At 50.1% G+C, this 13,340-nt stretch carries 8 protein-coding genes and 2 pseudogenes; 3 read left to right on the top strand and 7 right to left on the bottom strand.

The annotated features are described in order from the left end of the window. Positions 1-12 precede the first annotated feature (12 nt). From J4685_RS08705 to hin, 4 genes and pseudogenes are all read right to left on the bottom strand, one after another. On the bottom strand, positions 13-1,257 hold the full coding sequence (locus tag J4685_RS08705) for an esterase family protein (protein ID WP_001239931.1): 1,245 nt from the start codon (positions 1,255-1,257) through the stop codon (positions 13-15). Between the two features lie 109 nt (positions 1,258-1,366). Further along, entirely contained in the window at positions 1,367-5,023 is a 3,657-nt protein-coding gene (gene iroC / locus J4685_RS08710; RefSeq protein WP_001111794.1) for a salmochelin/enterobactin export ABC transporter IroC, read from the bottom strand. 80 nt (positions 5,024-5,103) lie between these two features. Next, positions 5,104-6,219, bottom strand: a complete 1,116-nt coding sequence (iroB, locus tag J4685_RS08715) for a salmochelin biosynthesis C-glycosyltransferase IroB (protein WP_001221110.1) — start codon at positions 6,217-6,219, stop codon at positions 5,104-5,106. 962 nt (positions 6,220-7,181) lie between these two features. Continuing rightward, positions 7,182-7,753: pseudogene (hin, locus tag J4685_RS08720) on the bottom strand (flagellar phase variation DNA invertase Hin). A gap of 91 nt (positions 7,754-7,844) precedes the next feature. Between hin and J4685_RS08725 the strand changes: the two are divergent. From J4685_RS08725 to J4685_RS08735, 3 genes and pseudogenes are all read left to right on the top strand, one after another. Then, positions 7,845-9,365 (top strand): FliC/FljB family flagellin, encoded by a 1,521-nt coding sequence (locus J4685_RS08725; protein ID WP_000079791.1) that lies wholly within the window; start codon positions 7,845-7,847, stop codon positions 9,363-9,365. 67 nt (positions 9,366-9,432) lie between these two features. After that, positions 9,433-9,972 carry a phase 1 flagellin gene repressor FljA gene (fljA, locus tag J4685_RS08730; protein WP_000389001.1) on the top strand — a complete coding sequence of 180 codons (540 nt, stop codon included), beginning with the start codon at positions 9,433-9,435 and terminating at the stop codon, positions 9,970-9,972. Positions 9,973-10,020: 48 nt separating this feature from the next. Then, a pseudogene (locus J4685_RS08735) lies at positions 10,021-10,227 on the top strand (helix-turn-helix domain-containing protein); the annotation flags it as partial. A gap of 396 nt (positions 10,228-10,623) precedes the next feature. Here the strand turns inward: J4685_RS08735 and J4685_RS08740 are convergent. The 3 genes from J4685_RS08740 to J4685_RS08750 form a co-directional block, all read right to left on the bottom strand. Next, positions 10,624-11,544, bottom strand: a complete 921-nt coding sequence (locus J4685_RS08740; protein ID WP_228370095.1) for a hypothetical protein — start codon at positions 11,542-11,544, stop codon at positions 10,624-10,626. Between the two features lie 99 nt (positions 11,545-11,643). Beyond that, positions 11,644-12,657, bottom strand: coding sequence for a tyrosine-type recombinase/integrase (locus J4685_RS08745; protein ID WP_012532529.1), 1,014 nt, complete (start codon positions 12,655-12,657; stop codon positions 11,644-11,646). Then, complete coding sequence (locus J4685_RS08750) at positions 12,657-13,229, bottom strand: phage repressor protein CI (protein WP_000687097.1); 573 nt, start codon at positions 13,227-13,229, stop codon at positions 12,657-12,659. Before J4685_RS08750 ends, J4685_RS08745 begins: the two co-directional genes overlap by 1 nt. Positions 13,230-13,340 lie beyond the last annotated feature (111 nt).

A 13,340-nucleotide genomic window follows, 5' to 3' on the forward strand; every position in this document is an offset into this window, starting at 1 on the left:
GTAGGTGAAGTTTTATCGGGGCAGTAGACGTAATCCGTCAATCAGCGCGCCGCGCCACCAGGCATAATCGTGACCGCCGGTGTACACGTTGCAATGGCTTTCAACGCCGGCGGCGCGCAATTTTTCATGCAACTGTTTGACCTGCGGGACCGTCGAACCTTCCAGCGATCCCACGCACAGATGCGTACGTACGGCTGGCGAGGGCGCGGATAACACATGTTCGCTGACCCATGAGCGCTCTTCTGCGCTGAAATGGGGCGGGCGATTGCGGTTGTCCGGCGTCCACCACATTGAGGGGGAGTGGCTCAGCACCAGGCCGAAGCTCTCTGGCGCGTGGCGGGCCGCCATCAGCGCGGTCACGCCGCCGAGGCTTTGCCCTGCCAGCACCGTTTGTGTACGGTCCGCCCACTGCCGTTCCGGGTATTTGGCGCGAAGGGTTGGCAGCAGGCGTTCGGCAATGTCGAGCACCAGCTCGCGGCGACCGCCGAGGATTGCGACGCGTTCACGCGCGTTGATGTTATCAATGCCGAGTACGGCCACCGGCGCGATGCGTCCGCTGCGGATGGCGGCGTCAATGGCGGCGCTTACCCCAAGATGGTCGAACCAGATCTCGCCATCCGTGAGTACCAGCAAGCCCAGCGGTTGTACGACAGGAACGTCAGGAAGATACAGCCGCACACGGCGACATTGTCCGGCGAGCCGATGCTCTGAGGTGAAAAGCTGCCCGGCGTAAGCGCGACAGCCTGACCACTCCTCCTGTGCCGGGGCATGATCCAGCGCCAGAACGGATTCCTGCGCATTGCCCCGAACATTTATTCCCGGCGTGCTGTTCAGCGGGTCCGCCTTCCCGACAAGGGAGGCGAAACGGCTTCCAAGCTGCAACACCGTCTCGTCCGGGGCTTCCGGTGGTATTTCGACCATCGTATAGGAACCGCAGTAGGACGCCGGTAAGCGAAGCGTCAGATGCCAGATATCCGTTGTGGGCAGTTGCGTCATCATACCTTTCGCCACGTTATCTTTATCGGTGACACGGTTCAGGCGAACATAAACCCCCCGCAGAGGAGAGGCGGCACGCCACAGGAAGGTGACTTCCCGTTCATCGTCTGCGCCGTTAATGGCTGTCACCAGCGGCAGTGCGAGCGAGTTTGCTTCTCGCCAGAAGTGAGAAGCGTCAACCTGGCTTCCGGCGGCGAGTTGGCGGCGAAGGCGCGTAGCGGTCTGTATAGCGACAGGAGCGACGGGCGGGCTCAGTCTCATTCTTTGTATTCCATCTCATTTATATTTCGGTCAGTACTAATAGCTAAAGCGGCTGTTACAGGAACAGCCGCTTGTGGGCTTTCTTTTGCGTAAATCGTGGCGATAAAAACTATCCCATGACCTCTTCTTGCGTATCGCGTGTCTGGCCGACGCTGTCCCGCCACAGACGAGCATACAGGCCATGAGTCGCTATCAACTGCTCATGGCTGCCATATTCAGCGATACATCCTTTATCGATTACGACAATAACATCGCAACGGCGAGCGGTGGTCAGCCGGTGCGCGACGATAAGCGCGATACGTTTCTCGGTATGCGTCACCCTGGTAAGCGAGGTCATTAAGCGCTCCTCGGCGCTACGGTCGATACGCGCTGTCGCCTCGTCGAGCAGCAGAATATGCGCCTGCGCCAGGTGGGCGCGGGCGAGGGCAATCAACTGACGCTGGCCCGCGGACAGATCCGTGCCGCCGTTATTGACCGGAGTACGAAACCCCAGCGGCAGATGTTGCACAGTTTCAAAGAGTCCCGCCTGTCGCGCCGCGATCTCCACCTCCGTGTCGCTGCTGTCTGGCCGCGAATAGCGGATATTTTCGGCAATATCGCCGCTAAATAATGCGACATCCTGAGTGACCAGCCCCGTCTGGCGACGATAATCACTAAGCGACGCGGCATCAATTAGGCGCTCACCGACACGGATTTGCCCGCTGCCGGGAGAGTAGAGCCCGGCCAGCAGCTTGATCAGCGTCGATTTGCCGGTGCCGCTACGTCCGACCACCGCGACTACCGTTCCTGGCGGAATGGTGAGCGAGAGCTTATCAAGCACAGGTTGCGTTTTTTCGGGATAGCGGAATGTCAATGCCTCCAGACGTAGCGCGCCGCCAGTGCCAGGCGTTATGGAGGACGGTTCAATATTCTCCGTTTCCTCAGTCGCCAATAGCGCATTGATATGTTTGCCGCTGGCGGTCGCCTGCTGCCAGGAATCGACAATGCCTGACAACTGCTGTACCGGGCCATAAAATTGTCCCAATAGCAGGAAGAACGCCGCCAGTATCCCGGGCGTCATTTCGCCTTCGGCGACCCGGGTCGCTCCGATTAAAAGCACGGCGGCATAGGCGGCCTCGGTGCAGAAGGTCAGGAACGGAAAATAGACAGCAAGGTATTTTTGCGCCCGCACGCGGGTGGCGCGGAAGTTGTCTGATAACGCCCGTAGCCTGGCGGCTTCCTGCTTCTGTTGGCCGTGTGACTGAACTACCCGCATACCGGAGACCTTTTCCTGAAGCGTACTGTTCACCTTACCAATTTCCAGCCGTGCCTGGGCGTAGGCAGGCGAGCTCAAACGGCGGTAAATCCACGTCGCCAGTATCACTACAGGTACGGCGCTTAATGCCGTTAACGCAAGAATGGGGTCAAGCCAGAACATTGCCGCGGCGATAGCGACCATCGTCACGATGCTGGTGGCCGCGCTGGCAAGACCGTTTTGCAGAAATCGGGCGAGTGAATCAACGTCGACGGTCATGCGAGTAAGACGCGAGTCGATGTGCTTCTCGTGCCAGGGAAGACTCAGGCGTAGCAGGTGGCTGAAGCTGCGTAAGCGTACCGTATGCTGTACCGACTCTGCCGCGCGGGCGGCGAAGATCGTTTGCAGCGCATAGCAGCACCAACCGATCGCCACCAGGCACAGCGCGAGCAGGGCGCATATGCCAATAGTCGACATATCCCCTGCGGCAACGCCTGAGTCAATACCGCGCTGCAAAAGCACCAGCACGCCAACGCCTGCGGCGGAATCAAGCGCGATAAGCAGGGCGGCGATGACGAACATCCAGGCTACTGGCGTCAGCAGCGATGAGACTTGACGCCCGTGGCCTGCCAGCGCCATCTGTACGGCGCGTTCCGGAACGCGCGTCATCCGGTCGACAAAACCTTTTCCGGCGGGTGTCTGGCGCTCATGCGCGTCGTCGGATTTTACCGCCTGCGTTGTTGGCCATAGCGTACGTTGTTCTGCCGGGGCAAGGGCGAGAAAATCCCCCTCGCCGCTCATCAGCGAGCGAAACGTCGAACACCTTGCATCCAGCTCCGCCTGGGTACCGATATCCACGACGCGGCCTTTATCCAGCACGACGATCCGATCGGCTAACTGCAGTGTTGAACGGCGGCGTGCAATCACCAGCAGCATATGCTCATTATCGGCATAACGACCAAGAGCCGTGTTAATTTCCGCTTCAGTACCGGCATCGACCGCCGAGGTGGTGTCATCGAGAATCAGCAGTTCCGGCGCGGTAATCAATGCTCGGGCTAGCGCAATACGCTGGCGTTGGCCGCCGGAGAGGTTGCTTCCGCGTTCGGTCAGTCGGGTGTTGAACCCCTGCGGTAGCGCATTGATGAACCCGCTGGCGCCTGCGGCATCGGCGGCGCGTCGAATGTCGTCCTGAGTCGCTTGCGGGTGCCCATAGGCGATGTTTTCCGCCACCGTACCGGCAAACAGAAACGCGTCTTCAAACACTACGCCAACGCGACGACGAAGCGCCGTCAGTTTCAGGTCGCGAATATTCTGTTGACCCGTAGTGGTGTTGAGCCATACTCCGCCGGAGGTGGGATCGTAAAAGCGCGCCAGCAACATCAGCAATGTTGATTTTCCGGAGCCGGATGCGCCAACCACCGCCACGGTTTCACCGGCGTGAATGGAAAACGAGATCTCAGTGAGGATACGGTTACCGTTGTCGTAGTGGAAACTCATCTTCTCCACGTCCAGCCCGATAATCTGACCTTCAACCGACTCAGTACCGTCTTCCATGCGAGAACGCGTGTCGATAAGCGCGAAGACGCGCTCCACCGACGCCTGTGTGCGCTGTGCGATAACCAAAAACGATGCCAGTACGCGGGTGGGGCCGGTCAACATAGCGAGAAAACTCGCGAACGCAACGAAGGTTCCCAGATCGATGCGCCCGTTCATCACCGACCAGCCGCCATAGCACAGCAGGACGATTTGCCCTATCACCGGTAGCGCCAGCATGGTTGCGCCCGGCATCGCCTGCGAGATAGCGGCGCCGATGCGTACCCGCACCATCTGCCGCGACTGACCATCTAGCCAACGCGTTTCGCGCAACTCCGCCACGCAGGACTTCACCACTGAGATCTGTTCCAATACTTCGCGCATATGTTCCGTCATGTGCGCCAGCCGGTCTGAGGCAAGTCCCGTTTGCGCGAAAACACGGCGACGGGCGCGCAGGGCGGTAATGGCAAGGGCGGCCAGTACGCAAATCACGATAAGCGTCATGGATGGCGACATCCATAGCATTACCGCGATGCCGGCCACATAGTAAGTGAGCACCGCCAGCGGCACCGGACACATCTGTAGCAAGGTGTGTACCTGCTGAAGATCGCTGTTGGTACGCGAAATGACCTGCCCGGTACGCAAGGCGTCCTGGCCTGCGCCGTCCAGTTTTTGAATACTGTCGAACGCACGGCTACGTAACGTATGCTGAACCCACAACGAGAGTTCTCCGGCATAGCCGCGGCGCACGTAATTCCCGATAAAATCAAAAAGGGCAATTAACAGCAGGCCGCAGGCAAGTAACGGCAGGTGGGGCGTATCGCCTGCTATCGCGTCATTGACGGCCTGACGCGTTATTAGCGGCGTCAGCGCAGCCAGTAAAATGGTCGATACTGATGCTACGATGACAATGATGCTCAGTGTTTTTCGTTCCCAACACACGCGGGCAAGGCGAACTATCCAGGCACGAGCGGGCATGGGGGAATGGGTCGCGGGCATTAAGCCTCCTTATCGGTGAAAGATGAGTTATGGCGACACAGTCTGGGCTCAGCCGCCATATTGTCATTGCGCTGCCGCGGTTAGCCGTGTTGCAGCATGGCGATCAGTTTTTTTGCCACCTCGGTCGGGCAAGGCTGGGCCGCCATTTCCGCCGCGACCTCCTGCGACGCCTCGCGAAGCGCGCGATTACCGAGGAAGGTATTGATCATGCTGCTCGTAAGCCCGCTCTTACCGGGAATAATGCCGCATCCACGCTCGACCACGGCGCGGGCATTGACGGGTCTGTCGGCACCCTGGCCAAAGACTATCTGCGGAATGCCAGCATGTAGCGCCGTCAGGGTGTTGCCTGCGCCGCCATGGTGGATAAAACCGTCGGCGCCGTTAAGGAAAACGCCCATCGGAAGCCAGTCGACCAGACGGACATTCGGCGGCAGCGAACGTAAATCCGAGCGGGCGTTTGCCGGAAGATGCAGGATGATTTCGGCATCTACTTCGCCGGCAGAATCCATTACCCAGGAAATCAGATCCAGGCCATCCACCATCGGTTTGACGGTGCCGAGGCTAACCAGAAGACGCTTGCGATCAGGTGTACGTTCCCACCATTCTTCCCAGACGGCGCCGCCGTTATACGGGACGTATTGCATGGAGATAACCGGCTCTCCGTCATTTTGCAGTATGCTCATGCTGGGCGGTGTGACGTCTATCCACGCCAGATCTCTTGGTGGCGCGCTGACCCCATGGCGGCGGTAGGCGTTAGAAAGTGATTTCGTCACGCCTTTGATGTGCCAGGGCGTATGACCGAAGCCGACGGTTTGCATCACTACCGGAATGTCATACTTAGCGGCAATCAGTGGTCCAACGACCCCAAGGGGAGGGTAGACGATGAGATCTGGTCGCCACTGCCCGGCGAACGCGACCAGCGGGTCAGTCATCTCTTCGCTGAAGAATGAGAAGTTCCCCATTTTTGTTCCAATGTTATTTTCTTTTCGTAATGCCTCCTGACGGCGATAACCCGCTTCCGAATCGAAACCAGGCGCAGCGTCAAATACCACCAACCCAGCTTCTGCTGCTTTCTGTGCAAATTTTCCACCGCTTGCAATCAGCACTTCATGGCCATTAACACGAAACGCTTGCGCCAGGGACAGCACAGGGTATAGCAGTCCATACAGTGGTGGACCGACAAACAGAATACGCATGAGAAATCCTCTCTCTCCACGTCATACATCGAACAAGTCGTTAATGAGAATGATAATAATTACCAATATCATTTGAAAAATGCAATAACTAATACGACACTTGATCATGCGATGATTTTTTGCGTAAAAATCGGGAAAGAGGAGAGCGTTAAGCGGTGAAGTTTGGTTTCAGGCTTATTTATGCGCGTATGGTCGCAAAGGCAAAGCGCCAGGATTGGGGAACTGGATTCGCATACCAGACGCCCGTGGATTATTAATGATAACTTCGTAAATAACCTTTCAGACAATGCGGTAAACGTACCGACAGCAAGGTAACGGGAAACGTAGGGAGTAGTATTGATAACACGTTGCGGGGCAATTTACTGGTGTCCGGCGGCAGATCGTGTTCTGTGCAGACTTTCCGGCGTTAAATCCCGTATCACCTGCGAGCCTGGACTATCTCTGTGGTATCAACTCTGTAGTAATTTTGTTCCCTTTGTCTTCATTAACCAATGAAACCAGCTTTAACGTCACCGTTCGAATGTTGCGAACGAACAGCTCCTTATGCGGACTATCGTCACCGCTCTGCGATTTTTATAGCGCATCAGCCACACGATTTATTGATTCTTGAAAACCAAGGTTTTTGATAACCAATGTTATGCCAGGCTTACCTGTGTCATCCAGGTTATCGACACTTGAGGCATAAACTTTACTACTTTTTCTGTCTGTAATTGCTTACACCTAACAGTTTGATTAAAAAGCCTTTCTATGTGAACACTGCGTCTGGTAGTGTTTTGAGCGATGTCGTCTATAGCTGGATATAACATAGGCTTTATCGTGAGCGCGTTACACTATATATGTTAATGCGTTGAATTTTTTCTCTTTTTAATTAGATGCTGTCTTTTTCGTATACCCTTTCGGTTTATTTATGCCATACGCCTGTATTACAAAAATGTTATATCCACCCTGTTGTGATTTTTATTTTAATTCATTCGTTTTTTTATACGGCTTGCCGGAAAGTATCTGTATAAGGTGGATACGCCAATACCAAAAATAATAGCTAATTGCTGCCGAGGATGCCTTTCTCTAATAGCCGGCTAATCTGTTCCTGTTCATGTCTGTTGATCGCCCGAGGGCGCCCTCCCAGTCGTCCTTGCGCTCTGGCGGCAGCCAGTCCGGCAAGGGTTCGCTCGACAATTAATTCTCGCTCCATTTCGGCCAGTGCTGACATTACATGAAAAAAGAATCGCCCCATCGCGCTACTGGTATCGATACTATCGGTTAAAGAATGGAAGTGAGCTCCGCGTTCATGTAATTCTGATATTAACGCCACCAGATTTTTCACGCTGCGGCCCAGTCTGTCTAATTTCCAGACGACAAGAGTATCGCCTTTATTTACATACTTTAACGCTCGTTTCAGGCCGGGGCGGTTTGCAATCTTGCCACTGATACGGTCCTCAAAAATGCGGTCACAATTTGCACTAGTAAGCGCATTACGCTGTAAATCGATATTTTGGTCAATTGTTGACACCCGAATATACCCAATAGTAGCCATGATTTTCTCCTTTACATCAGATAAGGAAGAATTTTAGTCGCTTTTCTCATGGAGGATTGCTTTATCAAAAACCTTCCAAAAGGAAAATTTTATGGCACAAGTAATCAACACTAACAGTCTGTCGCTGCTGACCCAGAATAACCTGAACAAATCCCAGTCCGCACTGGGCACCGCTATCGAGCGTCTGTCTTCTGGTCTGCGTATCAACAGCGCGAAAGACGATGCGGCAGGTCAGGCGATTGCTAACCGTTTTACCGCGAACATCAAAGGTCTGACTCAGGCTTCCCGTAACGCTAACGACGGTATCTCCATCGCGCAGACCACTGAAGGCGCGCTGAACGAAATCAACAACAACCTGCAGCGTGTGCGTGAACTGGCGGTTCAGTCTGCTAACAGCACTAACTCCCAGTCTGACCTCGACTCCATCCAGGCTGAAATCACCCAGCGCCTGAACGAAATCGACCGTGTATCCGGTCAGACTCAGTTCAACGGCGTGAAAGTCCTGGCGCAGGACAACACCCTGACCATCCAGGTTGGTGCCAACGACGGTGAAACTATCGATATCGATCTGAAGCAGATCAACTCTCAGACCCTGGGCCTGGATTCACTGAACGTGCAGAAAGCGTATGATGTGAAAGATACAGCAGTAACAACGAAAGCTTATGCCGATAATGGTACTACACTGGATGCCTCAGGCCTTGATGATGCGGCCATCAAAGCGGCCATTGGTGGTACGACTGGTACGGCTGCTGTAACGAGTGGTACAGTTAAATTTGACGCAGATAATAATAAGTACTTTGTTACTATTGGTGGCTTTACTGGTGCTGATGCCGCCAAAAATGGCGATTATGAAGTTAACGTTGCTACTGACGGTAAAGTTACACTTGCTACGAGTGCAACTAAAACCACAATGCCTGCTGGTGCGGCAACTAAAACAGAAGTACAGGAGTTAAAAGATACACCAGCAGTTGTTTCAGCAGATGCTAAGAATGCCTTAATCGCTGGCGGCGTTGACACTGCCGATGCAAATGCCGCGACATTGGTCAAAATGTCTTATACCGATAAAAATGGTAAGACAATTGAAGGCGGTTATGCGCTTAAAGCTGGCGATAAGTATTACGCTGCAGATTACGATGAAGCGACAGGAGCAATTAAAGCTAAAACTACAAGTTATACTGCTGCTGACGGCACTACCAAAACAGCGGCTAACCAACTGGGTGGCGTAGACGGTAAAACCGAAGTCGTTACTATCGACGGTAAAACCTACAATGCCAGCAAAGCCGCTGGTCATGATTTCAAAGCACAACCAGAGCTGGCGGAAGCAGCCGCTAAAACCACCGAAAACCCGCTGCAGAAAATTGATGCCGCGCTGGCGCAGGTGGATGCGCTGCGCTCTGATCTGGGTGCGGTACAAAACCGTTTCAACTCCGCTATCACCAACTTGGGCAATACCGTAAACAACCTGTCTGAAGCGCGTAGCCGTATCGAAGATTCCGACTACGCGACCGAAGTTTCCAACATGTCTCGCGCGCAGATTCTGCAGCAGGCCGGTACTTCCGTTCTGGCGCAGGCTAACCAGGTCCCGCAGAACGTGCTGTCTCTGTTACGTTAATTTATTTCGTTTTATTCAGCCCCGTGAATTCGGGGCTTTTTCATTCAGCATAGATGAATATATCTTTATGGAATGTATGGCTGTAAATGATATTTCCTACGGGCGAGAGGCTGAAATATGGCCGCGGGATTATTCTATGCTTGCTCGTCGAGTTCAATTTCTACGTTTTAATGATATCCCTGTTCGATTGGTGAGTAATAATGCCCGGATAATCACAGGCTACATTGCGAAGTTTAATCCGAGGGAAAATTTGATTCTGGCTTCAGATAAACCTAAAGGAAATAAGCGCATTGAAGTTAAATTAGAGTATCTGGCAATTCTTGAAGAATTATCAGGTAATGACGCTTTTAATCTTTCACTGGTGCCGGCTGACGAATTTAATCTTCAGCAATATACTCCATCAAGAAGAGATTATTTCTCGATTTGCAATAAGTGCTATAAACAGGGAGTCGGTATCAAAATCTATATGAAGTATGGACAGGTTTTGACTGGCAAAACGACAGGCGTAAATGCGTGTCAGGTTGGTGTGAGGACATCCAATGGCAATCATATGCAAGTTATGTTTGACTGGGTGAGCAGGATCACGTCTTCGGATTACGCTGAATAACGCCTACGGTAATAAAAAATTCCGTGAGAAAATATTGCTCTTGGAGGAACAGAGACCATTCGACAGCGCATAGATAGTTTCGCCGCTGCTCGTGCCACTACGGCCAGGACGCTTAAAGCAGTTGACAGAAAAGAATTGATCATTAAGCTTCGCAAAGAAGGTCTGCTGAATCTTCGCAAATCTATGGATACCGTAGCCCAACATCCTGGCGTCTCACGGGCAACTGCTTATCTTTATGCTCGACAGTCTGACTGAGAGCTTTGCCCCAGCCAGGCTGGACTCTCAGTGAATGTTCCATTTTCTTTGACTCTCGTATTCCAATTCTTTCGGGAGTTATTGGTGAGACTTTTGGCGTTTTGCCCTGTCACCCATCGCGCAGCCGCTTTACCCACCGCGTCATTTGACTCCAGTGTCCGTAAGGTTCTCTGCAATCCTCACCAGGCGGCAATAGATGTAAAAAAGCCCGCAGAGCTTGTGCTGTGCGGGCTTAGTAGACTTCATTGTACTTCAAACAACTAAAAAGTGGTGGAGCTGGCGGGAGTTGAACCCGCGTCCGAAATTCCTACATCCTCTTACATAGCATGGAAAAACAAAGCATTACCAGATAAATCAATGTGTTGTTTGACACTGATTAACAGTGCTTAACAACCGTTAACACTCTACATGGACATTTTGTGGATCTTTTTTGCTGATTTTTAACTTAATGAACTGAGGAACGCTTGCGTCAATTGTAGAGTGATATTGAAATAAGGGGTATTTTCTATCACGATTATTGACTGAATAAGTTATTATATCCTTCATAAGTAACACAAATTCAGTGGTGAAATTATATTCAAGCATCTCAACCATTTTTAAATGAAAGTGCCAGTATGATTGTAGATATTTTTTTATATCCAATTCATCCGAAAACTTTGTTTTTAAGAATAAAATATGTTCATCTTCACCGGAGGTGGAGCACTGATAGAGTTTTTCGATCTCTAAACGCTTTAGTCCATAATGGTTGTGCAATATTTCTAATAGTTTTTCAATTCTATATATATGGGTATATAACTCTATATAGTCATTAATTTCTTCTTTTTTAAATAGTTCAACTAGTTGGCGCCAAATTAGTTCTGCATTTTGTATGTAGTCCTTTGAAGCATCAAAATTATTATTAGTAGTTGAAGCATAAGGATAGCATTTACGATATGTAGAATAACAATTTTCAAATTCTAATTTTGTGTTCTTTTTTATTAAAGGAATATCTAAAGATTCAAGGTGTTGCAATGCTTCTATAGTGTTTTTTCTATGGGCATAGAAAAAGTCCACTTTGTTTTTCTTTTCTGCTTCTTTGATTTGTTTGTCTGTTTGTATTGTTCGGTGAATATTATTGACAACTACTCCCAGTGGAATCGATAAGGATAAAACAGCTAAAGGAAGCTTACTAATATTTAGGAAATTATTAAATCCTTCTGTATCGATTTGAAAATCGTGACCATTCCATGCAACAAATCCGAGCAGAAAAAAACTAATTATTGGAATTGTTAGTGCGGCTTTGAATAATGGTTGATGCGTAAGAGGTTCAGCATTCATCTTGAATGCTTTTATCTTGAATAAATAACTCATGTAAACAACCACAAATAAAATGTTAAATAAAACGATGCAGTGATTAATTGTAAGGTTCATTTTTCTCTAACTTATTAATGCTAAAGGGTTTTTTGTTATTACATCTTCAAGGTGCGTTGGTGCAAAGTGAGCATAGATCATAGTCATTTTTATATCTGAATGGCCTAAAATCTCTTTAAGAACAAGTATATTTCCGCCATTCATCATAAAGTGGCTGGCAAATGTATGTCGTAATACATGTGTACACTGGCCTTCTGGCAGTTCAATCCCCGCTTTAGCTACAGTACGCTCAAAAGTTTTACGGCACGGGGTAAACAACTGGCCTCGTTTTTTTGGCATCTCGTTATAAAGTTCTTTTGAGATAGGTATAGAACGTACCTTTCTACTTTTCGTATTTTTGTAAGTGATACGGTATGGCGTAACTTGAGAGCCTTCCAGATTTTCCGCTTCACTCCATCGTGCGCCAGTCGCGAGGCAGATTTTCGCAATAATTAGCACACTGGGGCTGTTTGATTCAGATAAATATTGAAGTAGTGTTTTTATCTCCTCCGGATACAAAAAGGAAACCATTTTTTCATCTACTTTGAACGTAGGTATTCCTGAAAGTGGGTTGGGAAGTGACCAGTGTCCTAATTTTTTTAACGTACCGAATACTGCGGATAGATTACGTTGCTCATGGTTAACTGTTTGCGGCTGTATTGGCATGCAGCGTCCGTTAACATCTGGGATTTCACCCTTCAGGCGGCCTTCTCTGTATTTACTGAAATCTGCAGCTGTGATTTGAGCTGCAATTGGGTTCCCCATACCAGCGCAAATACCTTTCAATTTTGACATCATGCGGTCCGAATCTGCTAACGTCCGGCCATACAAATCATGCCACAGCTCAATCAGTTCTGATAATCGTCGATTATCTTGCTTTTCACCTAGCCAAGGCTTTTCTTCCATTTCACTGGTGATGTATTTCTCATACGCCAGCGCTTCCCCTTTAGTGGCAAATTTTCTACGTATGCGCTTACCTTTCACACCAGTAGGTCGAAGGTCGCATAGCCACTCTCCTGAGCCTGTTTTTCGTACAGCCATTAAGCACTAACTACCATCGTCATGATGACTTTGCCAAGGATGGTCACATCATCAATTTCACAATCTAACGGATATTTTCCCCAGTCAATTCGCAACTTATTACCGGGAAGAAGGGATAATTCTTTTATGCTCTGTGTTCCTGAGTATTCAATCAGATATTTGCCCTCGGCTGCGGCATAATTTGCCTTATCAACTAAGTATTTTGCGTTCCCTTCGACAATGATTTCAAGATCACCTGTGTGGTCAGGAATCATCACTTTGTCAAACATCAAGGATGATATTTTAACCAACTTCGAATTATCAAATTTGAATGAAGGGATCCTGACAATATCACTGGAAGCATGATCGAACATAGCCCCATCGCCAGTTACAAGCCAGAGTAATGAAGCACCCGTTTCGAGGGAGCATCTCAATGCTATGTCGGAAGGAAAGTTATTTCTTAGAATCCGGCTGCCAAGAGAGCTATTTGTAATTCCAAGATGGCGGGCAAGCTGGTTACGCGAAGTAAACCCATAAGCCTCACAAATACGCTCAATTCCTTCCCGTGCGCCTGTCTCTAGATCTATTTTCATTAGAAAAAGCCTGTCATAAATTATTGACAGCAGGCATATTCGATCATAAAGTACAAATGAACGGCAAAGCCTGCCATTGATTAACAAGGATTGCCAGTCGCTGACACCGAT

The sequence above is a fragment of the Salmonella sp. 32100201201700099SM genome, from assembly GCF_017572645.1.
GTDB lineage: Bacteria > Pseudomonadota > Gammaproteobacteria > Enterobacterales > Enterobacteriaceae > Salmonella > Salmonella enterica.

What these genes read in the sequence shown, in the direction of transcription:
- J4685_RS08705 (WP_001239931.1), bottom strand. Translation starts at nt 1,257, where the DNA reads ATGAGACTGAGCCCGCCCGTCGCTCCTGTCGCTATACAGACCGCTACG.
- iroC (WP_001111794.1), bottom strand. Translation starts at nt 5,023, where the DNA reads ATGCCCGCGACCCATTCCCCCATGCCCGCTCGTGCCTGGATAGTTCGC.
- iroB (WP_001221110.1), bottom strand. Translation starts at nt 6,219, where the DNA reads ATGCGTATTCTGTTTGTCGGTCCACCACTGTATGGACTGCTATACCCT.
- J4685_RS08725 (WP_000079791.1), top strand. Translation starts at nt 7,845, where the DNA reads ATGGCACAAGTAATCAACACTAACAGTCTGTCGCTGCTGACCCAGAAT.
- fljA (WP_000389001.1), top strand. Translation starts at nt 9,433, where the DNA reads ATGGAATGTATGGCTGTAAATGATATTTCCTACGGGCGAGAGGCTGAA.
- J4685_RS08740 (WP_228370095.1), bottom strand. Translation starts at nt 11,544, where the DNA reads ATGAATGCTGAACCTCTTACGCATCAACCATTATTCAAAGCCGCACTA.
- J4685_RS08745 (WP_012532529.1), bottom strand. Translation starts at nt 12,657, where the DNA reads ATGGCTGTACGAAAAACAGGCTCAGGAGAGTGGCTATGCGACCTTCGA.
- J4685_RS08750 (WP_000687097.1), bottom strand. Translation starts at nt 13,229, where the DNA reads ATGAAAATAGATCTAGAGACAGGCGCACGGGAAGGAATTGAGCGTATT.